Annotated in this window: 16 protein-coding genes; 6 read left to right on the top strand and 10 right to left on the bottom strand. The window is 71.4% G+C overall.

Annotated features, from left to right (window positions below; all coding sequences use genetic code 11):
- The 3 genes from RBJ65_RS07060 to gcvPA are packed head-to-tail and all read right to left on the bottom strand — an operon-like array spanning window position 1 to window position 4,390.
- Complete coding sequence (locus tag RBJ65_RS07060; RefSeq protein ID WP_306316522.1) at window positions 1-1,410, bottom strand: ATP-NAD kinase family protein; 1,410 nt, start codon at window positions 1,408-1,410, stop codon at window positions 1-3.
- A complete protein-coding gene (gene gcvPB, locus RBJ65_RS07055) occupies window positions 1,407-2,996 on the bottom strand; it encodes an aminomethyl-transferring glycine dehydrogenase subunit GcvPB (protein WP_306316523.1) in 1,590 nt (529 codons plus the stop codon). The genes RBJ65_RS07060 and gcvPB overlap by 4 nt, the downstream gene beginning before the upstream one ends.
- Window positions 2,993-4,390: an aminomethyl-transferring glycine dehydrogenase subunit GcvPA gene (gcvPA, locus tag RBJ65_RS07050; RefSeq protein WP_306316524.1), complete on the bottom strand. Its 1,398-nt coding sequence runs from the start codon at window positions 4,388-4,390 to the stop codon at window positions 2,993-2,995. The genes gcvPB and gcvPA overlap by 4 nt, the downstream gene beginning before the upstream one ends.
- Before the next feature lie 184 nt (window positions 4,391-4,574).
- On the opposite strand from gcvPA, the gene RBJ65_RS07045 reads away from it, so the two are divergent.
- From RBJ65_RS07045 to RBJ65_RS07025, 5 genes are read left to right on the top strand one after another with little or no spacing between them, the layout of a single operon-like run.
- A complete protein-coding gene (locus tag RBJ65_RS07045; protein WP_306316525.1) occupies window positions 4,575-5,954 on the top strand; it encodes a sugar ABC transporter substrate-binding protein in 1,380 nt (459 codons plus the stop codon).
- A gap of 5 nt (window positions 5,955-5,959) precedes the next feature.
- A complete protein-coding gene (locus RBJ65_RS07040) occupies window positions 5,960-6,910 on the top strand; it encodes a carbohydrate ABC transporter permease (RefSeq protein WP_306316526.1) in 951 nt (316 codons plus the stop codon).
- A complete protein-coding gene (locus tag RBJ65_RS07035; RefSeq protein WP_306316527.1) occupies window positions 6,907-7,740 on the top strand; it encodes a carbohydrate ABC transporter permease in 834 nt (277 codons plus the stop codon). The genes RBJ65_RS07040 and RBJ65_RS07035 overlap by 4 nt, the downstream gene beginning before the upstream one ends.
- Entirely contained in the window at window positions 7,737-9,797 is a 2,061-nt protein-coding gene (locus RBJ65_RS07030) for a beta-galactosidase (protein ID WP_306316528.1), read from the top strand. Before RBJ65_RS07035 ends, RBJ65_RS07030 begins: the two co-directional genes overlap by 4 nt.
- Window positions 9,794-11,983: a trehalase family glycosidase gene (locus RBJ65_RS07025; protein WP_306316529.1), complete on the top strand. Its 2,190-nt coding sequence runs from the start codon at window positions 9,794-9,796 to the stop codon at window positions 11,981-11,983. Before RBJ65_RS07030 ends, RBJ65_RS07025 begins: the two co-directional genes overlap by 4 nt.
- A 12-nt stretch (window positions 11,984-11,995) precedes the next feature.
- Here the strand turns inward: RBJ65_RS07025 and RBJ65_RS07020 are convergent, their stop codons facing one another.
- The 3 genes from RBJ65_RS07020 to RBJ65_RS07010 all read right to left on the bottom strand — a co-directional run bounded on the left by RBJ65_RS07020 (window position 11,996) and on the right by RBJ65_RS07010 (window position 17,474).
- A complete protein-coding gene (locus RBJ65_RS07020) occupies window positions 11,996-13,132 on the bottom strand; it encodes a serine hydrolase (RefSeq protein ID WP_306316530.1) in 1,137 nt (378 codons plus the stop codon).
- Between the two features lie 81 nt (window positions 13,133-13,213).
- Window positions 13,214-14,611: a hypothetical protein gene (locus tag RBJ65_RS07015; protein ID WP_306316531.1), complete on the bottom strand. Its 1,398-nt coding sequence runs from the start codon at window positions 14,609-14,611 to the stop codon at window positions 13,214-13,216.
- Entirely contained in the window at window positions 14,598-17,474 is a 2,877-nt protein-coding gene (locus tag RBJ65_RS07010; protein WP_306316532.1) for a peroxidase family protein, read from the bottom strand. The genes RBJ65_RS07015 and RBJ65_RS07010 overlap by 14 nt, the downstream gene beginning before the upstream one ends.
- A gap of 301 nt (window positions 17,475-17,775) precedes the next feature.
- Between RBJ65_RS07010 and RBJ65_RS07005 the strand changes: the two genes are divergently transcribed.
- Window positions 17,776-19,032 carry a lipase family protein gene (locus tag RBJ65_RS07005; protein ID WP_306316533.1) on the top strand — a complete coding sequence of 419 codons (1,257 nt, stop codon included), beginning with the start codon at window positions 17,776-17,778 and terminating at the stop codon, window positions 19,030-19,032.
- Between the two features lie 15 nt (window positions 19,033-19,047).
- Here RBJ65_RS07005 and RBJ65_RS07000 read toward each other — a convergent pair whose 3' ends face one another.
- From RBJ65_RS07000 to RBJ65_RS06985, 4 genes are all read right to left on the bottom strand, one after another.
- Window positions 19,048-20,493 (bottom strand): amidase, encoded by a 1,446-nt coding sequence (locus tag RBJ65_RS07000; protein WP_306316534.1) that lies wholly within the window; start codon window positions 20,491-20,493, stop codon window positions 19,048-19,050.
- Between the two features lie 58 nt (window positions 20,494-20,551).
- A complete protein-coding gene (locus tag RBJ65_RS06995; protein WP_306316535.1) occupies window positions 20,552-21,328 on the bottom strand; it encodes a hypothetical protein in 777 nt (258 codons plus the stop codon).
- 69 nt (window positions 21,329-21,397) lie between these two features.
- The gene (locus RBJ65_RS06990) at window positions 21,398-22,456 is read right to left on the bottom strand and encodes a hypothetical protein (RefSeq protein WP_306316536.1); all 1,059 of its coding nucleotides are present in this window, start codon (window positions 22,454-22,456) and stop codon (window positions 21,398-21,400) included.
- A gap of 121 nt (window positions 22,457-22,577) precedes the next feature.
- Window positions 22,578-25,382 (bottom strand): NHLP bacteriocin export ABC transporter permease/ATPase subunit, encoded by a 2,805-nt coding sequence (locus tag RBJ65_RS06985; RefSeq protein ID WP_306316537.1) that lies wholly within the window; start codon window positions 25,380-25,382, stop codon window positions 22,578-22,580.

The following is a 25,382-nucleotide window of genomic DNA, read 5'->3' as shown; positions in this document are numbered from 1 at the left end:
CTAGTGCGTGGTGCGGTAGAGGGAGATGTGGTGGCGGCCGGTGATTACGCGGGCGTGGCCGGTGAGTTCGGCGTCCAGGGCGGGGTCGCCGGTGTCGAGGAGGAGGGGGCGGCCGTGGAGGGCGGCGAGTTTCTGTTCCGGGCAGAGGACGAGGAGGTGGGGCTTTCCGCCGGTCGCGCGCAGCACGCGGGGTGAGATCTGCTGGTTGCCGCGGCCCAGGAGGAAGCCCTGGCCGCCGATGGGGGAGACCGCCACCCATGTGGGGCGGGTGGGGTCGATGTGGGCGAGGAGTTCTTCCTCTGGGGCGTCGAGGGTGATCGCTTTCGCGTGGCCGTCGCGGACGTCCAGGACGTCCACGCCTGTGAGCGATGAGTCCGCGCCGAGGGCTGCCGCCACGGAGCGGGTGGTGGTTCCCGGGCCGAGGATGAGGGTGGCGTCGCCGATGTGGGCGGCGAGTTCCGCGGCGATGCCGGTGGTGGTGTCGGTGGGGGTGGTGGTGCTGCCCGTTTTGCGTTGTTGTACGCGGGTGGGGACGTGGGGGACGTGGAGCCAGCCGTGGAGGTGGGAGGCGGTGCGGCCCTCTTTGAGCGCGGCTTCGTCGCGGTCCATGACTTCCGCGGCGTGGGTGTGGGCGGTGCCGGTGAGGTGGGCGTGGGCGACTTCGCCTGCGGCGCGGGGGCCGACGGCGAAGACGGCGGAGTGCATTTTGACGCCGGTGGGGATGCCGAGGACTGGTTGGGGTGTGCCGTTGAGTGCGGTGAGGATGTCGCGGGCGGTTCCGTCGCCGCCGGCGAAGAGGAGGAGGTCTACGCCGGCGTTGAGGATGGCGGTGGTCGTGGTGCGGGTGTCCTCCGGAGTGGTGGTGAGGGTTGGCTCCGTGCCGCGTGGGTCGGGGTTGGGCGCGCAGTTCCCCGCGCCCCTGGCCGGTGGAGTGGTGGGTTCGGGAGTGCCTGTGGGGCGTTCCCCGGGGAGCGGTGCGCAGTTCCCCGCGCCCCTGGCCGGTGGAGTGGTGGGTTTGGGAGTGCCTGTGGGGCGTTCCCCGGGGAGCGGTGCGCGGTTCCTCGCGCCCCTGGCCGGTGGAGTGGTGGGGGCGGGAGGGCCTGTGTCGGGTTGTCCGGGGAGCGGTGCGTGGTTCCTCGCGCCCCTCTTGGTCACTACTTGCACACGTAGCCCGGATGCTTGCGCTGCGTCTTCTCCCAGGGGGCCCGGGCCCGTCACGATCAAGGGGGCGGAACCGCGGGAGCGGAGTTCGCGGAGCGCCTCCGTTGCCCTTGTCGCGGCCAGTGGGGTCGCGCCCAGGAGAAGGGCTTGGTGGGCGCGGTCGGGGCCGTCCGTGCCGCCGAGGCCGACCCGGCCGCCGAGGCCGGCGATCGGGTTGACCAGGAGGCCCACGCGGGGAGCGGGTGTCATGACCGGGCGTCCAGGACCTTGCGGCGGTAGGCGCGGTAGGAGACCGCCCACGTCCTGGGGTCCTCCAGGGCGTCGGGGCGGACGCGGTGGATCGTGGAGCGGTGCGGGGCCGTGTGGACGGTGTCCGTGGACTCGTAGGCCTCGCGGGCGACCTCCGTGAGGATCGCCGCGAACTCGTCGAGGTCGGCCCGGGTGTACGACTCCGTCGGTTCGAGGGTCATGGGTTCCGGGACGAGGTACGGGTGGTGGCTGGTCCAGTAGTGGGTGCCGAAGTCGGCGGCCCGCAGGCCGATCTCCTCCGAGTGCACGCCCGTGTCCTCGTAGAGCCTCTCCCAGCTGTAGCGGACCTGTTCGACGCGCGGGCGGCCCTCGGCGTAGGGGACCGAGACGCCGTGGATTTGGCGGACCTTGTGGAGGAGGTAGTTGTTGTTCAGGACCGCTGTCTCCGCCGCCGCGCGGAGGCCGTCGGCGCCGAGGGCCATGATCCAGGCGTAGGCGCGGACCAGGTTCGGGATCACCCCGTAGAACGGGCGCATCTTGCCGATCGATTCGGGGCGGTCGTCGTTCAAGTGGTAGCGCTCGCCGTCGAAATCGATCGTCGGGCGGGGGAGGTAGGGGGCCAGGTCCTCCGTGACCGCGCTCGCGCCCGCCGCAGGGCCTCCGCAGGCGTGCGGCGTCGAGAACGTCTTGTGCAGGTTGAAGTGGCACAGGTCGAAACCGGCGTCGCGGGCGCGGGTGATGCCGAGGATGCCGTTGGCGTTGGCCTGGTCGTAGGAGCACAGGCCGCCCGCCTCGTGGACGGTGCGGACGAACTCCTCGATGCGCGGGTTGTAGATGCCCGTGTCCTCGGGGTTGGTGATCATCAGCGCCGCCGTGCGGGGGCCGACCGCCGCCTTCAGGGCCTCGATGTCGGGGTAGCCGTCGGCGTCGGGGTGGAGCGTGATCACCTTGAACCCGGCCGTCTTCGCGCAGGCCGCGTTCGAGGGGTGGGAGAAGATGGTGGTGATGACCTCGTCGCGCTGGTCCAGTTCGCCGCGCGCGGCGAAGTAGGCGCGGATCATGGCGATGTTGGTGTAGATCGCGGCCGAGCCGGCGGCGGGCTGGAGGGACACCCGGTCCATACCGGAGATCTCCTTCAGGAGGCCCTCCAGGTCGTGGACGGTCTGGAGGACGCCCTGGACCGTGTCCTCGTCCTGGAGGGGGTGCAGGGCCGAGATACGCGGGTCGCGGACGAACTGGTCGTTGACCTTGGGGCTGTACTTCATGGTGCAGGTGCCCTGGCCGACGTCGATGTTCAGGTCCGCGCCCAGGTTCTCCTGCGACAGCCTCAAGTAGTGGCGCAGGACCTGCTGTTGGGACATCTCCGGGAGAGCGGGCGCGTGCGTGCGGCGGAGTGCGGCGGGGAGCTCCGGCTCCGGGAGGGACGGATCGGGCCGCGGGACCAGGACTCCGCGTTCGCCCGGTGAGCTGAGGTCGAAGATCAGGTCCTCGTCCCAGGACGCCTGGTGGAAGCGGCGCAGCCGCGGCTTCGGCGCGATGCGGGCCTCCTCGGGGGAGACGGACACGGGAGTGGTGTGGGCGCTCACTTGACGATCTCCTCAAGGGTGGTGGCGAGCAGGTCGATGTCTGCCGTGGTGTGGACCTCGGTGACGCAGAACGCGGCCTCGCGCTCGCCGGTCGGTACGCCGCCGAAGATGCCCCGGCCGCGCAGGTCCGCCCGGATCTCGGCGGCCGTGCGGGAGCCGGTGTAGCGGACGGTGAAGTCGGCGAAGTGGGGGACGTCGGCGCCGAAGGGGACGTCGACGCCAGGGACTTGGGAGAGGCGCTCGCGTGCGTACGCCGTCAGTTTGAGGATCGTGTCGCCGATCTCGCGCATGCCCTGCGGGCCCATCAGGGCGAGGTAGACACCGGCGCCGATGCCGTGCAGCGCGGACGCGGTGCCGACCCACTCCTTGCCCTCCTCGCGGCGCGCGAAGGAGGTGCGCTCCCAGGCCACGTCGCCGAAGCCGTACTCGCCCTCGACCTCGGTCGGCGCGATCCCGAAGAGGCGGGTCGGGAACTCGGCGACCAGGCGCTCCTCGTCGCGCGTGGCGATGAACCCGGCGTTGCCGCCGCCGAAGCTCTGGTGGATGCCGAGCGGCTGGATGTCCCCGCACGCGATGTCCGCCCCGTACGAGGTCGGGGGCGCGAGGACGCCGAGCGTGATCGGGTTGCAGCCGACGACGTACAACGCGCCTGCGGCGTGGGCGAGTTCGGCCAGGTCGGGGAGGTGGGCGTCGATGACACCGAGGGCGGAGGGGGACTCGGCGTAGACGGCCGCCACGTCGCCGGTTGCCAACTCGGCGCGTACGGCGTCGAGGTCGGCGCCGCCCGTCGCCGGATCCACCGGGACCACCACCACGTCGTGGTCGGGGCGCACATAGTCGCGTACGCGGGAGAGTTTGTCGGCGTCCACCGACGACGCGATGAGCAGGCGGCGGCGGTCGGTGACGCGGCCCGCCATGCGCAGCGCGGTACCGACGGCCTGGAAGCCGTCGTACACCGGGACGTTGACGACCTCGACGTCGAGCAGCTCGGCCATCAGCGACTGGTACTCCCACATCGCCTGGAACCGGCCGTGGTCCTCGTACGGCTCGCCCGCGTACGCGGTGAGGAACTCGCTGCGGTTCACGACCTCGTCGACGACGGCGGGGACGTGGTGCTGGTAGCAGCCGGAGCCGAGGAAGCTCAGGGTCTCGCGGGTGGAGGTGTTGCGGGCGAGCAACCGCTCCATGTGGCGCACGAGTTCGGCCTCGGAGCGCAGCGCGGGCGGCAGGTCGAGCGGGCGGTGCAGGCGGATGCCGGCGGGGATGTCGGCGTAGAACTCCTCGACGCTCGCCGCGCCGATCTCGTCGAGCATCGCCCGGCGCACGGCCGGGGTGGCGTTCGGAATGTACGGGTGGGTGGACGGCTCGAAGGTCTCGTCCTGTGTCGACGTCATGCCGCGCCTTTCGGTTGGGCGGAGGTGGTCCGGTTCATCCGGGGGCATGGCTCGCGGGCCGCGTGGTGGTGGGAGTGGGCGGCGGCGGGGCCAAGAAGACTTTGTGTGCACGACTCTTGACGACCGGGGCCGTCATTCAGTGTTCTGAATACAGCATTAGGCATTCAGGCTCCAGGAGGCAAGAGTGTCAACAGGACCAACCCGGCGCCGAGTTGTCGGCGCAGGACTCGCAGCCTCGGCGTCCGCCCTGGTCAGCGGCTGTGCCATGGGTGGCGCGGGCGGGGCAGGCGGACAGGAGCGCGAACTCGACGGCGCGGGCGGTGACTCCGGCGACGGCTCCGGCGGCGACCCGGAGGGCGGCAAGAAGCTCTCCGGGGCCATCACCGTCTGGTCGTGGGACACGGCCGCCGGCGCCCTGAAACGCTTCGCCCGCACCTTCGAGCGACGGCACCCCGGCACCCGGATCAAGGTCGTCGACATCGGCTACGACAACGCGTACGACAAGATCACGGTGGGGTTGCGGGGCGGCACCGGACTCGCCGACGTGCTCACCATGGAGGGGAGCTATCTGCCCCGGTACACCGCCAACTTCCCCACCGGGTTCTACGACTTGGGCGAGCGCGGCGGGCGCTACGGCGGTGACTTCGACCGTGCCGCGTGGCGCACCGTCGTCGGTGGCGCGGACCGCGGCAAGGTGTTCGCGCTGCCCTGGGACATCGGGCCGTGCGGCCTGTACTACCGCCGCGACCACTTCCGCGCGGCCCGCGTCGACCCCAAGTCCCTTGAGACGTGGGCCGACTTCGTCGACGCGAGCGTACGGGTCAAGAAGGCGACCGGGCGCAAGGCGATCATCGCCGACACCACCGACCCCGGGATCTTCCCGATGCTGCTCCAGCAGCAGGGGCAGCTCTACTTCAAGGGTGGCCGCGTCGCCCTCGACACCCCGGCGGCCGTCGCCGCGCTCACCGTCCTGCGGGACCTCGCCGAACACGGCCTCATCGACTACGAGAAGGGCTGGGACGGCCTCGTCACCGGAACCAAGGAGGGCAAGGCCACCAGCACGCCCACCGCCGCCTGGTGGACCGGCACCCTCACCGGCGAAATGCCCGAGCTGAAGGGGAAGTTCGGCGTCGTGCCGCTGCCCGGATTCACCGCCGACGGCACCCGCACATCGAACGTCGGCGGCTCCACCCTCAGCATCCCCGCGCAGAGCAAGAACCCCGATCTGGCCTGGGAGTTCCTCCGCTCCGTACTCGCCAGCCGGACCAATCAGGTGTCCATGCTCAAGCGCGAAGGGCTGTTCCCGTCCTACCTCCCCGCGCTCGACGACCCCTATCTGAGCCGGAAGCAGGACTACTTCGGCGGGCAGGCCACCAACGCCGTCTTCGCCCGCCTCGCCCAGAGCATCCCGCCCGTCGAGTACACCGACGACGACGCCAAGGCGACCGACATCGTCACCGCCGCCGTCAACAGCGCGACGCTGCGCGGCAAGGACCCGCGCTCCGTGCTGAAGGCGGCGGCCGACCAGCTCGCCGACGCGACCGGACGGAAGAAGGTGGCGTAGCGGTCATGGCCGTACTCGAAGCACAAGGCGAACGCCCCGAGCGCCCTCTCGATCCCGCTCCCACGCGCGCCCCCGGCAAGACGCGCGGCCCGCGCCGCCGCCTGCGGCTCACCGGGTGGATCTTCGCCGGTCCCGCCGCCGCGCTCTTCGTGATCTTCTTCGCGTACCCGCTGGGCGCGAGCCTCCTCCAGTCCTTCACCAGCGAGGACAAGGGCGCCCTCACGTGGGTCGGGCTCGACCAGTACCAGCGGATGATCCACGACCCGGCGTTCCTGAAGTCCCTCGCCAACACGGCGCTCATCCTCGTCGTGCAGGTCCCCGTGATGATCGGCTTCGGGCTTCTGCTCGCCGTCCTGCTCAACCAGTCGTGGCTGCGCTTCCGCGGCACCTGGCGCGCCCTGCACTTCCTGCCGGCGGTCACCACGCTCGTCGCGTACGCCGTCGTCTTCCAGGTCCTTCTCAAGACCGACGGCGGACTCGTCAACCAGATCATCGGCGTCGTCGGCCTCGGCCCCGTCGACTGGCTCAACGACCCGACGTGGGCGCGGATCTCGCTCATCATCACGCTGACCTGGCGGTGGGCCGGCTACAACGCCGTCATCCTGCTCGCCGGACTCCAGGCCATCGGCAAGGACCAGTACGAGGCCGCCGCCATCGACGGCGCGGGCACCCTCGCCACGTACACGCGCGTCGTGCTGCCGCAGCTGCGGCCCGTGATCCTGTTCTGCGTCGTCACCTCCACCATCGGCACCCTCCAACTCTTCGACGAGAACTACGTGTTGACGAAGGGGGGCCCCGACGACGCGACCCTCACCCCCGTCGTCTACCTCTACAAGGTCGGCTTCCAGCAGTTCGACTTCGGATACGCCGCCGCCATCGCCTGGGTCGTCGTCGTGCTCATCGCCGCGATCTCGGCGCTCCAGTACCTGCTGTTCGGAAGGGAGCGCCGCCGATGAAAGCCTTCCTCGCCGTGCGCGGCACGCGCTGGCTCGCCCGCCTCGTCCTCACGGTCGGCGCGGTCGTCAGCCTCGTACCGTTCCTGTGGATGGCGATCGCGGCCACCCACTCCACGTCCGACCTGTTCCGCTCGCCGCCGCCGCTCCTGCCCGGCGGCAAACTCCTCGACAATCTCGCCCGGTTGGAGGACACCATCGGCTTCGGCCGGGTCCTCCTCAACAGTGTCGGCATCGCCGTCGTGCACACCGCCGTCAGCTCGCTCGTCTCCGCGATGTGCGGCTACGGGCTCGCCAAGTACCGCTTCCGAGGGCGCGGGCTGCTGCTCGCCGCCGTGCTCGCGACGATGATGATCCCCTTCCAGGTGCTGCTCGTCCCGCTGTTCCAGATGATGGCGAGCGTCGGCTGGATCGACACCTACCAGGCCGTGATCCTGCCGTTCCTCGCGAACTCCTTCGGGATCCTGCTTATGCGCCAGGGCTTCGTCGACTTCCCCGACGAGCTGATCGAGTCGGCCCGCATGGACGGTTCGGGGGAGTTGCGCACCTTTTACCGGGTCGTGCTGCCCTGCGTGCGCCCGCAGTTGGGGGCCCTGGTGATCTTCACTTTCATGACCGGATGGAACAGTTTCATCTGGCCGCTGCTCATGCTCAACACCGAGGACCGATACACCGTGCCCGTCGCACTCAACACCCTCACGGGTCTCTCCCACGTCGACTACTCGGGCCTGATGCTCGGCTCGCTGCTCGCGACGCTGCCGCTGATGGCCCTCTTCCTCCTCTTCCAGCGGCAGTTCGTGGCCGGGCTGCTCGGCGGGGCGGTGAAGGGATGACCGCCATGGACATCGGCCGTCTGCCCCGCGTACCCGGGCTGCTGTACGGCGGCGACTACAACCCCGAGCAGTGGCCGGAGGAGGTGTGGAAGGAGGACGCCGCGCTGATGCGGGAGGCCGGCGTCAGCATGGTGACCGTCGGCGTGTTCTCGTGGGCGCGGCTCCAACCGGGCCCTGATGACTGGGACTTCGGCTGGTTCGACCGGCTCCTCGACCTGCTGCACGCGCACGGCATCTCCGTCGACCTGGCCACCGCCACCGCCTCCCCGCCCGCCTGGCTGGTCCGCGCCCACCCGGAGATCCTCCCGGTCACCGCCGACGGCGTCCGCCTCGAATTCGGCTCCCGGCAGCACTACTGCCCCTCGTCACCCGAGTACCGCGCCGCCGCCGTCCACCTGGCGCGGAAGCTGGCCGAACGCTACGGCGACCATCCCGCCGTCGCCCTCTGGCACATCCACAACGAGTACGGGGACCACGTCACGGAGTGCTTCTGCCCGCGCTCCGCCGCACACTTCCGCGACTGGCTGCGCGCGAAGTACGGCACCGTCGACGCCCTCAACCACGCCTGGGGCACCGCCTTCTGGTCCCAGCGCTACGGCACGTACGACGAGGTCGAACCGCCGCGCACCGCGCCGGGACCGGTCAACCCGACCCAGCTCCTCGACTGGCGCCGCTTCTGCTCCGACGCCCTCCTCGCCCTGCACCGCGCCGAGCGCGCCGTCCTCGCCGAGGTCACCCCGGACACCCCCGCCACCACCAACTTCATGTCGATGTTCAAGGCCCTCGACTACTGGGAGTGGGCCCGCCACGAGGACTTCGTGTCGGACGACGCCTACCCGGACCCGGCCGACCCGCGCGCCCACATCAACGCCGCACTCAACTACGACCTGATGCGCTCGCTGAAGCGGGGCAGGCCGTGGCTGTTGCTGGAACAGGCGCCGTCCGCCGTCAGCTGGCGGCCCGTCAACGTCCCCAAGAAGCCAGGACTGCAACGGCTCTGGTCGCTCCAGGCCGTGGCGCGCGGCGCCGACGGCGTCATGTACTTCCAGTGGCGGGCCTCGCGTGCGGGCGCCGAGAAATACCACAGCGCCCTCCTCCCGCACGGCGGCACCGCCTCGCGGGGCTGGCGCGAGACGGTCCGCTTCGGCCAGGAGTTGGCCCGGCTCGCCGAGGTCGCGGGCAGCCGCATCACGGCGGACGTCGCGATCGTCCTCGACTGGGACTCCTGGTGGGCCATGGAGTCCGATGACCACCCCAGCGCCCGCATGCGCTGGCGCGACCTGCTGCGCCCCTGGTACGACGCGCTGCACGCGCGCGGCGTCACCGTCGACTTCGCCCCGCCGTCCGCAGACCTCACCGGCTACCGCGCCGTGCTCGCCCCGAACCTGCACCTGTTGCGCACCGCCGACGCCGAGCGCTTCACCGCGTACGTGGCGGGTGGCGGGCACCTCGTGTGCGGGCCGTTCAGCGGCGTCGTCGACGAGCACGACCACATCCACGACGGGGGAGCGCCCGGACCGCTCGCCGCGCTGCTCGGCGTCCGCGTCGACGAGTTCTGGCCGGTGCCGGACGGGGAGCGGGTGCCGCTCGCCTCGGGGGCCGAGGCCGCCGTGTGGAGCGAGTGGGTGGTGGCCCATGCCGGTGCCGGTGCCGGTGCCGATGTCCGTGACACCTACGCCGCCGGACCGCTCGCGGGGCTTCCTGCCGTCACCCGCAACACCGTCGGGCGCGGCGCCGCCTGGTACGTGAGCTGCCACCTGCCGGAGGGCATCGGCGACGTCCTCGACGGGGTGCTGGGGGACGCGGGTGTCACCGCGTGCGCCCCGGTCCCGGACGGCGTCGAGGCGACGGTCCGCACCGGGCCTGACGCCTCGTACCTCTTCCTCCTCAACCACAACGACCACGCCGTCGACGTCCCGGCGCCCGGCACTTTCGGAACCGACCTGCTCACGGGCGCCGACACGCACGGCTCCGGCTCCGGCTCCGTAACGCTCGGCCCGCTCGGCGCCGCCGTCCTCCGCACCACCGAACAACCGCTTGGAGACACCACCCCGTGACCACCCACCGATCCGCCCGCCGCCCCGCCCGCGCCCTCGCCGCCGCCCTGCTGCTCGTCGGCGGCGCGAGCCTCGCCGCCCCGCCCGCCAGCGCCGCCGCACCCCAGGGACCCGACTACGCCGACGTCCTCGACCTGCACGGCACCCCGAAGGCCGCGCTGCCAGGCGACTCCGAGGACAACAACCCCATCAGCACCTTCTCGGACCGCGGCGCCTGGCACGCGTACGCCCTGCCGAAGGCCGGGGACAAGGCGGCGTACGGAGGCTTCAGCGGGCCGCTGTACATCGCGCAGGAGTACCCGTGGTGGCTCAGCAAGTCCTTCAGCCGGATGCGGCTCACGGAGGACGGCCGCACCCTGGCCCTCGACGCGGGCGGCACCCCCAGATTCACCTCGCAGCCGGGCCGCCTCCTCCAGTCGTACGACCTCGGGCGCGGCCTCACCCTCGACCTCACGCTCCGGTTCGCGACGAACCGAACCGCCATGGTGCGGGCCGAAGTTCGCAACACCGGCAACACCGCCCGCACCCTCGGCGCCGACTGGACCGGCAGCCTGCTGCGCCCCAAGAAGGCGCCCATGCACGACGCGCCGTCCCTGAAGCCCACCGGGCACGGCGTCGGCGTCGACTTCGCGAAGGTGCGCGAGAAGTGGGACTACCTCACCGACGGCACCGAACGCTTCGAGGTCACGCACAAGGACCCGGTGCACACGACCGTCGACGGCGACACCTACAAGACGCGGGCCGCGTCGCCCGTCACCCTCGCGCCCGGCGCCGCGCACCACTTCGACTGGACCGAGTCCTACACGTTCACCGACGCCGAGCGCACCCGCGAGGCCGAGCGGGCGCGCTCCGTGCTCGCCGCCCCGGACGCGTACGCCACCGCAGGGGACGCCCGGTGGGCGCGGTACGTCGCCGGGGTCACGCGCGGGGTGCCGGCGGACCGACGCCGTACCGCCGTCAAATCCCTCGAAACCCTCGTCTCCAACTGGCGTTCCGCCGCCGGGCAGTTGAAGCACGACGGCATGACGCCCTCCATCTCGTACAAGTGGTTCACGGGTGGACTGTGGGCGTGGGACAGCTGGAAGCAGGCCGTGGGCACCGCCCGCTTCGACCCGGCGCTCGCCGAGTCGCAGATCCGGTCCATGTTCGACTACCAGGTCACCGCGGACTCCAAGACCCGCCCGCAGGACGCCGGAATGATCCCCGACGCCCTCTTCTACAACGACCCCGAACGCGGCGGCGGCAACTGGAACGAGCGTAACTCCAAGCCGCCGATGGCCAGTTGGTCGGTGTGGGAGGTGTACCAGAGGAGCGGCGACCGCTCGTTCCTGCGCGAGCTGTACCCGAAGCTCGCCGCCTACCAGGCCTGGTGGTACCGCAACCGGGACCACGACCACGACGGCCTCGCCGAGTACGGCGCCACCGTCGACCCCGCCAACGACTCCACCGAACAGCGCCGCCTCGCCGCCGCCTGGGAGAGCGGCCTCGACAACGCGCCGCGCTTCGACGCGAAACTCGGCACCTCCGTCGTCGCCAACCACGCCTCCGACGGCACCCTCATCGGCTACTCCCTCAACCAGGAGTCCGTCGACCTCAACGCCTATCTCGCCCAGGACCAGGCCTACTTGGCGCGCATCGCCGACGCCATCGGCCGCCCCGGCGGGGCCGCGAAGTGGCGCGAGAAGTCCGAGCACACGAGCGCCGCCGTGCGCGCCAAGTTCTACGACAAGGCCGACGGCTGGTTCCACGACATCGCCCTCAAGGACGACGCGCCGCTCACCGACCGGGGCCGCGGCATCGAGGGCGCGGTGCCGCTGTGGACCGGCGCCGCGTCACAGGACCAGGCCGCACACGTACGCCAACGCCTCACCGACCCCGGCGAGTTCGCGACCCACGTCCCCTTCCCGACCGTCTCCAAGGCCTCCCCGTACTTCGCGTCCAAGGAATACTGGCGCGGCCCCGTCTGGTTCGACCACGCCTACATCGCCCTCGGCGCCCTGCGCCACTACGGCTACACCAAGGACGCCGACGACCTCACCGGCAAGCTCCTCGCGAACAGCGAGGGGCTCACCGGTGACCGCCCGATCCAGGAGAATTACGACCCGCTGACCGGCGCCCCGCTCAACTCGCCGAACTTCAGCTGGTCGGCTTCGCTGCTGCTGCCGATCCTGAGCGGCGAGCAGTGACTTAGGGGGTGCTCAGGACGCCGCGTACGTCCAGAAGTCCCGCATGATCCGCGGCGGTGTCGGACCTGCCATCCCGAACCCGGTCATGAGCACCGACACCGTCCCCGTCGACGGCGTGAGGTGGGCGGACGTACCCGTGCCGCCCACCCAGCCGTAGCGGCCCGGCACGTTGTACGGGTGGGTGCGGGTGACGTCGACGGAGCCGCCGAAGCCCCAGCCCTCGCCCTCGGTGAACAGGCCGCTCGCCTCGCGCTGCTCCGCCGTCAGGTGGTCCGTCGTCATCAGCCGCACCGAGTCGGCGGACAGCACGGAGCCGCCGTCGTCGAGCAGCATGCGCGCGAACGCGTGCCAGTCGTCGACGGTGGAGGCGAGCCCGCCCGCGCCGGAGGGGAACGCGGGCAGGCCGCTCCACTGGCCGTCCGGGGTGTCGACGAGTTCGGCGCCGCCGTCGGCCGTGGGAGCGTAGAAGCTGGTGAAACGGGAGCGCTTGGCGGCCGGGACCTCGAAGCCGGTGTCGGTCATGCCGAGCGGCTCGAAGATCCGCTCGGCGAGGAACTCGGGCAGCGAGTGGCTCGTCATCCGGGAGATGAGCACGCCCTGGATGTCCGAGCAGGCGTTGTAGAGCCAGGCCTCGCCCGGCTGGTACAGCAGCGGCACCCCGGCGAGCGAGGCCAGCCAGGTGTCCGGCTCGGGCACCCGCTGCGGGTGGTGCGGGTCCATCAGCGCGAACAGCGGCTGCACCGCCGGGAGCGAGAAGTCGGAGGGGAAGCCCCAGCCGGCCCGGAAGGTCAGCAGGTCCTCGACCGTGATCGGGCGGGCCGCCGGGATCACGTCCTCTATGGGGCCCGCCGGATCGCGGACCACGTTCGGCGCGGCCAGTTCGGGCAGCCAGTGCGAGATCGGCGAGTCGAGCGCGATGCGGCCCTCCTCGACGAGCGTCATGAGGGCCGCTGCCACGATCGGCTTCGTGATCGACGCGATGCGGAAGATCGAGTCGCGGGCCAGTGGCGCGCTGCCTTCGGTGTCGGCGTGCCCCACGGCCGCCACCTCGACCCGGTCGCCGCGGGCCACGAGCCCCACGGCTCCCGGCACGGGCCCCTTCGACACGTGCGGGCTCAGGACGTCGGTCAGGCCGGTGCTCTCGGTCATCGGGCGGTCCTCCAATGCGTACGGGTGCGGTGCCGTCGTCCGCGTGAGCGTACAGAGGAAGACCGCCCGTGCCGACTCAACTCATCGATCGCCGTCCCACAGGGTGTCGTGATCGCGGTGCGCGTCGGTCAGGCCGTTCGTGAAGAAGCGGTCGTAGTACTCGCCCTCCACGTGGTGCGCCTGCAGCCAGACCCCCGGCACATGGATGGCGTCCGTGTGCGCGGGGAAGCGGCGGTGCGTGGACAGGATGTACGTACAGATGTCGCGGGCGCACTCGATGACGCGCTCGTCGTACTCGCTGGCCTCGGCGAGATAGCGCTGGCCGTAGTCCTCCTTGTAGATGCGGGAGAAGACGTCCTTGTCTCCGTAGACGCCGCCCGTGCCGAACTTCGCGTCGATGATCGCGTCGACCGCGTCCGACATGGAGGCGTGGGCCGGTGGACAGGCAGCCGCGATCAGTGGTTCGCCGGTCGCGGGGTCGGCCAGGCCCACCGGGTGCGAGCGCAGGTTGGCGTACTTCGGGAGTGGGACGTGCCAGCGCCACAGGTCGGCGAGGCGCCAGCGCGGCGTGACGAACGTGAAGCCGAGCATCTTCCCGTACGTCTTGTTGAACTTGGGGTCGCCGAGCGCGATGGGTGGGTTGAGCGACGCGTGGATCCAGGCGCCGAGGCCCATCGCCTCCGCCGTCAGCATCACGGTCTGGAGGAGGAGATCCGCCTCGATCTGGGTGCGCATCGGGCCGAGCGCGCCGAGCGGCAGCTTCAGGTCCTTGTTCAGGAACCCGTTGTCGAGCCACTTCTTGACGCCCGCCGGACGGTAGAGGTTCCGGTCGTCGACGAGGGTCGGGCGCGCCCCGTCGGGCTGCGTGAGCAGGTACATGAGCGCGTTGATGTACTGGTGCGAGAGGTCGACCACCGGGAACAGCACCGTCGTGCCGGGGAGGTTCGACAGGAAGCGGTTCGAGTCCAGGTACGCCGGGAAGTCGCGCAGCCCCTCGGCGACGTCCAGGCGGTGGTCGAGGACCTTCACCTTGGACTGCTCGGCCCGCTCCACCAGGGCCTCGGCGGTGAACGGCTCGTGCGGGGCGGCGGGCAGCTTGCGCAGGAAGTACGTACCGCTGTCGTTGATCAGGAAGAAGTACGTGCCCTGCGCGTTGTCGGGGCTGCCCGCCGTGCGGCCCGTCATCGTCAGGTTCGGCTTGGACATGATGGGCTTGCCGTCGCGGGGGTCCTCGAAGGGGCGGTCCGGCATCGTCAGGCCCGTCGAGCCGGTGACCGCGATGAGGAGGGCCTCCTCCAGCTCGCTGAGCGGCTTCGGCTCGTGCGGCGAGCGGTAGCTCATCGACCCTGCCGGCACCGACGCACCGCGCGAGACGCGGTGGGTGCGGCGGCGCCAGACCGTCGTCAGGAGCGGGCGGGTCAGCAGGTCGTCGAGGCCCTTGTGGCCCGACAAGCCCGGCCCTTCCTCAGCCTGCGTCATGCGTGCCCCCGTTCTCCGCCGGCGGCACCGGACGCCAGGGCGCGAACGCGCTCGCGTCGCGCGGCAGCAGGCTCGCGAGGTCCGGGCAGTGCCGCAGGATCACGGACTTCATACCGCCCTTCTCCACCCAGTCCATGCCGAGCGGCGTATAGATCTCCGGCCGGTAGTCGACGGTGAGGAAGCGGTCGCTCTGGAGCCGCCGCGTCGCCATCAGGATGAAGATCCGGAACGCGGTGTCGGAGAAGCCGAACCCGGTGGGCGGGTTCTCCGCGAACAGGCCGACGACGGTGTCGATCTCGTCGACGTCCCGGTACACCTCCTTGAGGCGCGCGAGCGTCTCCGGCTCCTGCGTCAGGTCCTCGAAGCGCTGGATGCGCTCCTTGTGCAGGCCCGCCCGGAAGTCGTTGTAGCGGGGCACGCCGCGCCTGCGGGTGCGTACGAGGTCGACCACCGACAGGTCGATGATCTCGCCCTCGCGCTGGAAGTGGGTCAGCGACTTCGGGAAGTTGTGCAGCGTGATCGCGCCCGGGTGCGCGATGCCGAACGAGTACAGGGAGTTCGCGAGGCCCGTCTTGCGGATCTGGCTCTCGGCGGCGGCGCCCTGGATGTCGTTGAAGCCGAGCGTTTCGAGGCGCTGCCCGAAGTGGTGCTCGCGCAGCTCGTAGTCGTCGGGGATCAGCGGGTGCATCCGGTAGACGGTGACGAAGTCCTCGGTCAGCGAGTACGGGGCGGAGTGGTGGTCCGGCATCGTCTTCGGGATGCCGGTCAGCGAGTGCGATTCGAGGAGCCAAAGGCCCAGCTGGTTCAGCCAATTCCTGGGCGGGCCCTCCCAGTTGGTGCGCAGGCCGATGTCGATGGCCTTCGTCGCGAGGATCGCAGGCGTCCACTCCACCGTATGAATCTTCGCGATCAGCGCGGAGACGACCAGGCGGGCCGTGTGGTAGATCCGCTCCTCGCTCATCGACGGGTACTCGGAGCGCAGCGCGTCGCACACCGCGTTGTGCTCGCGCGCGAACAGCGTGTGCATCGCGCTGAGCCCCATCCACCAGTTGTCCTTGAACCCGGTGATCGGGATGCCGGTGCGGTCGATCGGAATGTGCCCACCGTCGAGCAACAGGCGTGCCCCGCCCTCGGGTTCGCGCAGCAGTTTCGCCGTCTGCTCGTCGCCGCCGTACACCTCGGAGCCGTCCCACCAGTGCGACGCGGTGTTCCCGAACAGGACCGGCGGCACGTCGCCGGGCAGTTCGATGCCCTCGTTCTCGGCGAACCGCATCACGTTCTCCTCCGGCCCGCCGGGGGAGTTGACCCACGTCCCGCCACCGGGCGGCAGCGGCACCTCGACCGCCTTGTCACCCGGCTTGTACCGGCGGTGGTTCACCCAGTCGTGCACCTGGAACTGGATCCACGCCGCGGCGAGGATGTTCAGCGACGTCGCCGGGACGAAGCTCTCCCGGGCCAGGAGGCTGCGGCTGACCGTCACCGGGTTCGGAGTGTCGAACAGGTCGGGCCGGTACACGGGCTTGAGGTTGCGGCCGAACGCCGCGCCCACCGCGCCCATCTTCGGCTCCGACAGATCGTTGTACGTGCCGTCGTAGGACCGCTCGGTACGCAGCCGCTCGTCGATCGGCACCGGCACCGACTCCGCCTTCGGCGGCGCTTCCTGTACGTCGGTGTCGATCAGGTTCAGCTTGCGCAGCGCCTTCCGCAGGAACACGAGGTTGAGCAGGCTCAGCTCCAAAGGCAGCTTGTGCCACGGGACATAGCGGTTCAGGAGCCGGAACGCGAGGCTCACGGGCGCGCCGAGCACCCGGTTCCTGAGCGGTTCGTGCGGCGTGAAGCGGGTGCCGTGGCGCTGCGCACTGCTCGCGTGGTACGCCGACTTGCGGGCCCGGTTGATGTTGCCGAGCGGCCTGAACTCCTCCGTCGTGTACCAGGGGTTGAAGGACAGCTCCTCGATCCGGCGGGCCGCCGAACGGGCCTCCGCCGTCGTGATGTCCTGGCCCGGAATGGTCAGCCGCGCCACGGGGATCGGCGGGGTGATCGCCTCCTTCCAGTCCACCGCGCTGTTCTCCACGGGCGTGCGCCGCTCGTCGACGTAGCGCTGCACGCACAGGTCGAAGGCGACGTCGCCGCGCGAGAGCCGGTACGCGAGTTCCTTGTGCAGGAAGTTCGGGTCACGCCGGTCGGGGCGCGGCTCTGGGCCGCCGCCCACGGCGGGCCGCAGCAGGAAGCGGACCGGTCCCGCCTCGCCCCACAGCATCGCGCCGCGGCTCCAATACGTCTCCTGTGCAAGGCTGTTGACGGTCTTCCGGGTCGCGGCCTGGACGTTGCGGCGCATCCGGTTCGCGGTGCCGAGCCCCACGGCCAGCGGCAGCTTCACGAACAGGCCGAACGCCTTCTGCAACGGATTGCGGGCCCCGGCCATCGCCTTGGCGAACGCCACGAACTCACGGGCGTTCGCCGCGTGCGACACCGGGAAGGAGGTGGCGAGCAGATCGTGGCTCTCCTCGGACGTGGTCCGCACCCGCACCGCGACACCGTGCAGATCGGGCGCCCCGTCGGGGCCGCGCATGCCGCTCGCGTTGGACAGCCGCACCGTCGCCGAGTACTCGGCGCCCGGCTGGGCGAAGCCGGCGCGCAGCGCGGCCGGAAGGTCGTCGTTGAACCGCAGGCGGGCGTTCTCCACGCCGAGCGCGGCCTTCGCGTGGAAGGCGCGCTCGAAACCCTGGGCGCCACTGGCCCGCCGGTTCGCGACCTGAACCTTCATGATCTCGCGGGCAAGGCGCTCGAACACGAGGCGTTCCGCCTCGGGACTGCCGCCCTCGTACCGCTCGTACTGTGGCTGACGTGCGTTCTCGGCCATCGGTTGCCGTCCCTGTCGAAGGTACGTGGGGAAGGTTCGTGCAGGGGGAGGGGCAGCGACGCTATCGGCGCGCTCGGACCCGCCACAGCGCCCGTTCCCGCCATGTATGCGCGCGCGAACTCCCGTACGTACAAAGGGAATTGCCCCTGTCAGTGGCCGGGGAGCCGCAGGCGGGCCCGCCCCGTACGTCGCCGGAACCCCTCCCGCCCCATCCGCCGGGCCCGCGCGTGGCCGATCGACGACGCCTTGACGCCGCCGGGACCCGATGGTGTGCTGCACAGCCTCCGTCCTGGGAGGTGTCATGCGGCACACGATCGTGCACGGACCGGCCTTCGCCGACCTGCGGCCCCTCAAGGAACCCACCTTCGTCGAGCAGGGCAGGACGACGTTTCCCGTCCACCCGGAACTGCCGCGGCTGCTCAGCGAGGATAAGGAGCACCCGGACCCGGCGGGCGTGCTCCCGCACACCATGGCGACCCTCGCCGCGTACGCGTACGCCGGTCACGAGCAGGGCGGCGACGCCGAAACCGTCGCCATGATGGCGACCCGGCTCGGCCTGGAACGCAACCGCGTCCGCGTCTTCGAACAGCGCGTCGACGCGCTCTACATCGCCTCCGCCGCCTACCTGATCCAGGACGAGGAGCGCCGCACCGCGATCCTCTGCTACCGGGGCACCCAGCCCGAGGACATCATCAGCATCCTCACCGACGCCGACGTCCGCCCCGAAACCCTCGCCGTCGACCTCGGCGACGGCGAATACGAGGTGCACGCCGGCTTCTACCGCAACATGCGCGCCACCCGCTACCTCATCCTCCAGGCCCTGGAACGCGCCGTACGCGGCGAATCCATCGACCCCGACGAGAAGGGCACCCGCGGAGACGGCCTCGAAGCCCTCTACATCACCGGGCACAGCCTCGGCGCGGCCATGGCGGCGCTGATGGCGGTCACCCTCGTCCACGAACCGCGCTACGCCCACATCGCCCGCCGCCTGCGCGCCGTTTACACGTTCGGGCAGCCCATGCTCGGCGGCCCCGACCTGGCGCGCGCCTGCGAGAGCACGGTCGACAGCAACGACACCTATTTCCTACGGGACCGGCTCCTGCGCTACATCTACGACCGCGACGTGGTGCCCGCGCTGCCGCCGCGACCCGTCGGGCCTTATGCCCCGTTCGGCCGCGAGTTCCACTTCCGCAGGCCGCGCGGTGCCGTCGACTCCGCGTTCACGATGGCGGCGGACGCGGCGGCCGAACTGGCCGCGCTCCCCGGCGACTTGCTCACCGGTGCGAACCCGCTGCGCCGCGCGCGCCGCATGACGGCGATCCCGGGCCGGGCCCGGGAGGAGGGCTGGGTGGAGCGCGTGGACCCCGCCCTGCCGTACCCCCAGATGGACAGCCTCGCCGGACTCGCCGTCGTCGCCCCGCTCGCCTTCTTCGCGGCACGGCTCGCGCTGACGCGCACGCTGCCGTTCAAGTACTCCTTCGACGACCACGGTCCTGCGCATTACGTCAACGCGCTTGCTCCGCCGGGGGTGTTGAGCGAGTACGGGGACGTGCGGTAGGCGTCGCGTCGCTGCTCAGATCGATGTCGGCCACGCCTCCCGCCACGGGGCCGCCTCCTCGTAGGCCGCGCACACGTCGAGGAGCGCGCCGTCCGCGAGGTGCCTGCCGATGAGCTGTACGCCGATGGGGAGCCCGCCCTCGGTGCGGCCCGCCGGGAGGGAGGCGGCGGGCTGGCCGGTGAGGTTGGCGAGCCCCGCGAACGACGTCCAGTGGTCCGTGGACACCATCCGCCCGTCGATCAGCTCAGGCCCCTGCACGCCTACCGGGAAGGCGGGCACGGTGGTCGTGGGCGTGAGGATCAGGTCGTACGTCGCCATCAGCCGCGCCACCCGGTTCACGACGGCCTTGCGCACCATGTTGGCGTCGGTGAACTGCTCGGCGGTCCACGGGGTGCGCAGGAGAGCGGTCAGGTGCGGGGACATGTCGGAGCCGAGCCGGTCGGCCATGGCCCGCATGCCCGTCAGGTCGGTCTCGGCGGCGACGATCGCCCCGAACGCCCGGCTGTAGTCGGGTAGTTGGAGGTCGACTTCCTCGACGTCGGCCCCCAGGTCGCGCTCAAGCACCTTCGCCGCCGCGTCCACCGCCCGCCGCACCTCGGGATCGACCGCGACGCGCCCGTTCAGGTCCGGGCTGTACGCGACACGCAGCCGGCCGACGGGCCGACGCCCGGTCCAGTCCACGTCCGCGCACGGGATGGAGTGCCGGTCGCGCGGGTCGGGCCCCGCGAGCACGGACAGCATCAGCGCGGCGTCGGCGACGGTGCGGGTGAGCGGCCCGATGTGCTCGATCGACTCCCAGCCGGAGACCCCCGGATACCGTTCGTCGCGGCACCCCGGATACACCGGCACCCGCCCCATCGACGCCTTGAACCCGAAGATCCCGCACAGCGCGGCCGGCACCCGCACCGAGCCGCCGCCGTCGCTGCCGAGTGCCACGGGCCCGAGCCCCGCCGCGACGGCCGCCGCGGAGCCCGCGCTGGAACCGCCCGGCGTGAGCGCGAGGTCCCACGGGTTGCGGGTCGGCGGGAACAGCGGATTGTGCCCCGTCGCGCTGTAGCCGAACTCCGTGGCGTTGGTCTTGCCGAGGACGACCGCGCCCGCCGCCACCGACCGCTCCACCACGACATCGTCCTCGTCCGGCACGAAGTCCGCGTACGCGCGCGAGCCCGACGTCGTCCGAATGCCCTTGGTGGAAATCAGATCCTTGACGCCCATCGGCACCCCGGCGAGCGGCCCGGTCTCCCGCCCCGCCACGATGTCGTCCGCGACCCGCCGAGCGGCCTCCCGCGCCAGCTCGGGGGTCGGCGTGCAGAACGCTCCCAGCTCCCCGTCCACGGCCGCCATCCGGTCGAGCACCGCCTCCGTGACCTCGACGGGCGACAGCTCCCGCGAGCGGATCAGTGCGGCGGTCTCGGTGGCGGACAGCCGGCAGAGCGCGTCGGCGTCGGTGGGGTGGTGCACGTGGGGGCCTTTCCGTCGGGGTGGCTCGCCGCTGGTGGCCGCGGTGTGCCGCGACCCACTATGCCGAACCGCCGCCGTGCCCCCGCAGCCCACCCTCGCGCAGCAGCCGCCCGTACCCCGACCACGAAGCCCGCGCCCCGGCCAACCCAAGCGCCAGCCACAGCGTCGCGCTCACCGAGTCGAACACCGGAATACCCAGGGCCCCTTCGAGCCGCTCGACCTCGAAGGCCCCGTACACGTTCGTGCACACCACGGCCACGGCCTGCGCCCCGCCGCTCGCCGCCTCCTCGATCTGGCGGGCCACGTCGGCGGCCGGTATCCGCGCGAACGCCTCGTTGTCGTGCTCCCCGAACGGCTCCGCGAGCACGCACTCCAGGCCCTCCTTCGCGTACGTGGCCACGATCGCGTCGGCGACGTCGCTGGTGTACGGCAGCGCGAGCCCGAGCCGGGTCACCTCATAGGCGGCGCAGGCGTCGAGCAGCGCGAGCGTCGACGTGGTCGCCGGGGCACCGGTCTCGACGCTGAGCGCCTCCGCCAGGACACGGTCCCGTTCGACACCGAGCCAGGACCCCGACGTCCCGTTCCACACCAGCACGTCCACCTTCGCGTCGGCCAACTGCCGCGCCGCCGCCAGCATCGGCCCCCGGTCGAACTGCGCGTCACTGCCGGAGTCCAGCGCGATCCGCGTGACCGGCACCCGCGCGAAGTGCACGGTGGCGAGTCCCGGCGGCGCGCCCTGGAGCAGCCCGTACGTCACGGGTTCCAGGCAGGTGTTGGACGACGGGGTGAGCATGCCCACGCGCAGCGGGCGCTGCCGGTTGTGCTGATCGTTCATCGGACGACGAGCCTCCTCGGTAGTCGATCAACAGCGGCGCGACAGCGAACAGCACCCCTGCGCAGGGTGTCAGCCGTCGCGGCGGGCCCACAATGCGGCGTGGACGGACCCCTCCTCGATGTCCCGGCGCGGCAGCCCGAGTCCGAAGGCGGTCTGCAGGGCGTGGAAGTACAGCGCGAACTTGTCGGTGACCTCCGGGTGGTCGAGTTCGGCGCGGCGCACGGCGCGGTTCACGAAGTCGAGTTGGCCGCCCCGGAAGTAGGGCGCCCGCCCGCGCTCGTACCAGATGAGTTCGAGGATTCCCCAGTCGTCGTCGACGCGCCGGCCGTCGCGCAGGTAGTCGAAGGTGTAGATGGCCTTCGCGGAGGCGGCGCTCAGGTGCACGCTCTCCCGCACGCCGATCCCGTCGAGGGCCGCGCGCAGGTCCCCGACGCCGGGCGGTGTCTCGTGGTGCAGCAGGAACACCCAGTCGCCCGACCGCCCGAAGCAGCAGGTCTGCCAGACGAGGTCCCAGTAATCCTTCGCGCCGCCGTCCATGTCGCGCAGCTCGGCAAGCCGGGTCCCGGCGGCGACCTGCGCGGGGTCGGCGCCATGGGCCAGCGCGATGGCCTCGGGAGTGACGCCTTCGCCGCGGAAGAACGTGAGGTGGGTGTACGGGTCCTGGTCACGCCAGCCGCCGGCGATCCATGCGAACCCCTCGTACGGATCGAGCCCGCAGGGTGCCTCCGGCCGGACGTCCGCCGCGCCGCCGCCGCGGAAACGGCGCCCCCAGGCCGGGCCGACGCGGTCCATCAACTGCGCCTGGCCCGTGACCAGATTGGCCACCGGGCCCGTACCGGGCGAGCGGCTCGCGATGTGTGCGGCGATGCCGCGTATCGCGTCCTCGGCGGCGAAGTACAGCACCTCGTCGAGGTCCCGGGTGGCGAAGACCTCACGGTAGGGGCCTATGTGGCCGTGCACCGTCCCGGCCGTGTCCAGGACGAGGAACAGCCCCTCGCCGCTGGGCACCTGCCGCCCGTACTCCTCGGGCGAGGTGCCGATGGGCGGCAGCATGGCGTCGTCGAGCAGGTCGGTGCCCTTGGCCAGGTCGTGCCAGGCCCGTCTGAGGGTGCGCTCCGTCAAGGTCATGGCGCGAGTATGGCGTCCACCACTGACAACGCCCGCCCGCTCCCGGGCAACGTCCGCCAGATCCCGGCTAACGTCCGCCCCCTTCCGGCAACGCCCGCCCGCTCCCGGCGAGCCGCCCGTCTCACGCCATCTGCCGCCGCACCAACTCGTGCAACCGCCCACCCGTATCCGCCAACAGCTCAGCGGGCGAGCCCTGTTGGACGACCCGGCCGCCGGACATCACGATCACCCGGTCCGCGTCCATCACCGTCGACAGGCGGTGCGCGATGACGACCCGGGACGCCCGGAGGGCCTTCGTGCTGTCGATGACGATGCGCTGGGTCTCGTTGTCGAGCGCGCTCGTCGCCTCGTCGAAGAAGAGGATGCGGGGGCGGCGGATCAACGCCTGGGCGATCATCAGGCGTTGGCGCTGGCCGCCGGAGACCGCGCCGCCGCCGGAGATCATCGTGTGCAGGCCCATCGGCATCCGCTTGATGTCCTCGGCGAGGCCCGCCATCTCGGCCGCCGCCATCGCCTCCTCCTGCGTGAAGGCCTCGGCGCCGCAGATGCACTCGTAGATGGAGCCGGTGAGGGGTTGGGCGTTCTGGAGCACCACTCCGCACTGGCGGCGGACGGCCGCCTGGTCGAGGGCCGCGAGGTCCTGGCCGTCGTACAGGACACTCCCGGACACCGGGGTGTCGAAGCCGATCAGGAGGCGCAGGAGCGTGGACTTGCCGCAGCCGCTCTCGCCGACGACCGCCACGAACTCGCCGGGCTCGATCGACACGTTGACGTCGTCGAGGACGAGCGGGCCGTCGTCCGTGTAGCGGAAGGAGAGGCCGCGGGCCTCCAGGGCGCCGGTCAGCTCGCCGGGTTGTGTCGCCGCTTCGCGGACCTCGGGCTTCTCGTCGAGCACCGGCTTGATCTGCTCGAACATCGGGAGGACCGCCGCCGCCGAGATCAGTGCGCCCGTCAGCTGTGTGACGGCCGTGAGGAGCATCGTCACCGACGTGTTGAAGGTGAGGAAGGACGCCGCGGACATGCTGCCGCGCGCGGGACCGGCGAGCAGCATGAACATCACCAGCGAGCACAGCGGCAGATACACCGAGTTGAGGACCGTCGTGGCGTTCTTGATGCGGCCCGCCCTGCGTTGCAGCTCCCGGGTGCGGGCGAACTCCTTCGCCCACGCCGCGTACGCGAAGCTCTCCGCGCCCGCGACCCGCAGCTTCGGCAGCCCGCGCAGCGTCTGGAACGCCTGGTTGTTGAGCTTGTTGCCGAGCTTCACCAGGCGCCGCTGCCAGCGCAGTTCGAGCAGGCCGAGTGTGAGGAAGATGCCTGCCACCAGGACGAGCATGCCGAGCGCCGCCATCGCCAGCGGCACGCTGTAGAGCAGGAGCAGGACCAGGTTCATCGCGCCGACCGTCGTCGACTGGACGACGATCGGGCCGACGCCGGACAGCAGCCGCCGGATCGAGCTGATGCCCATCGCCGCGCTCGCCAGCTCACCCGTCGAACGGGCCGCGAAGAAGCGGGTCGGCAGGCGCAACAGGCGGTCCCAGACGGCCGGTTGGAGCACGCTCTCGACCCGTCCCTCGATGCGCAGCACCGTGAGGTTCTGGAGCAGCATGAACGCCGCCGTCACCACACTCGTGACCACCACCGCGAGGGACACCTGCGTGATGAGGTCCGTCTGCGCGTTCGGCACGTACGTGCCGAGGACCTGGCCCGTCGCGATCGGCACCAGCGAGCCGAGGCCGACCGTGACCAGGCCCGCCAGGAGCAGCCTGCGCACGTCCGTCTTCATCGCCTGCAGGCTGAACCGCATCAGGCGCAGCGGCGTCAGCCGGCCCTCGGGCAGCGGGCGGTACAGCATGATCGCCCGTTCCTCGAAGTCACCCGCGTTGTCCTCGTCGACGCGGGTGCGCCGGTCGCCCGCCGCGCTCACCACTTCGTAGCCGCCGCGCCGCCACAGCAGCGCGACCGGCGCCCCGGACGCGGCCCGGTAGCCGACCAGCGGGCCCGCGTCGCGGCGCCACCAGTCACCGGCCAGGCGTACCGGGCGGGTGCGCAGCCGGGAGGCCGTGGCGAGCTGCTCGACCGGGTCGAGGCGGTCGCTGACCGCGCCCACGTGGTCGGGGTCGACGAGCCGGATGCCCGCCGCGTCGGCGACCACCTTGCAGGCGGCGTACGTCGCGTCGGCCCCGGTGTCCGCCGAGTTCCGGCGGCCGCGCCGGGTGCCCATGGAGGCGAGCAGCGTGCGGTCGGCCTGCTCGCGCACCGCCTCGCCCGCCCGGATACCGGCGGCGGCGCGGTCCTCGTGCGCGCTCTCCAGGCGCTCGATCCAGCGGTCGAGCGTGGACAGGAGCCGCCACTGCTGGTTGACCATCCGCTGCCACAGGCCCGCGTCGACCAGCAGATCGGCGGCGGCGTCGGCGGCGTAGGCGGACCCGTACTGCACGCTGCCGGGCGCGAGTTGGGGCCACAGCACGTCCTCGTCGCCGACGAGGGAGTCCTCGACCGTACGGCTCTCAAGGGGCGCCTCGAAGAGGATCTGCTGGCCGCGGCCCACGCCGAGCGCGAACGCCTCCTCCAGCAGGCTCCAGCCGTACGAGCCGTCGTACTCGGGCGGCGCGTACGGCAGCTCCCGCAGCGGTATCCGGCGGACCTGGCAGCCGCTCAACGGCCGCCCCACCAGCGTGTGCTGGGTGCCCTCGACCGGGCCGAGCAGCAGCGTGCCCGGTTCGAGTCGGCCCAGGAAGTGCCAGTGTCCCTGCTGGTGCGCGTCGACCGCGAACAGGTCGAGGGTGCCGCCCGCGACGAGCCACAGCACGTGCGGGCCCTCAAGCGGAAGGCTGCGCAGATCCGTGCAGTCGACGGGCGCGCCGAGCCCGCCGAACGCGGCGACGACCTGGTCCGAGGAGTTGAACTCCGGTGCGATGTCGGTCAT

The sequence above is a fragment of the Streptomyces sp. KL109B genome, from assembly GCF_030766935.1.
In the GTDB taxonomy this organism is placed as follows: Bacteria; Actinomycetota; Actinomycetes; order Streptomycetales; family Streptomycetaceae; genus Streptomyces.
The sequence above is the reverse complement of the archived record's forward strand: the minus strand, read 5'-3'. Positions and strand labels throughout refer to the sequence as shown.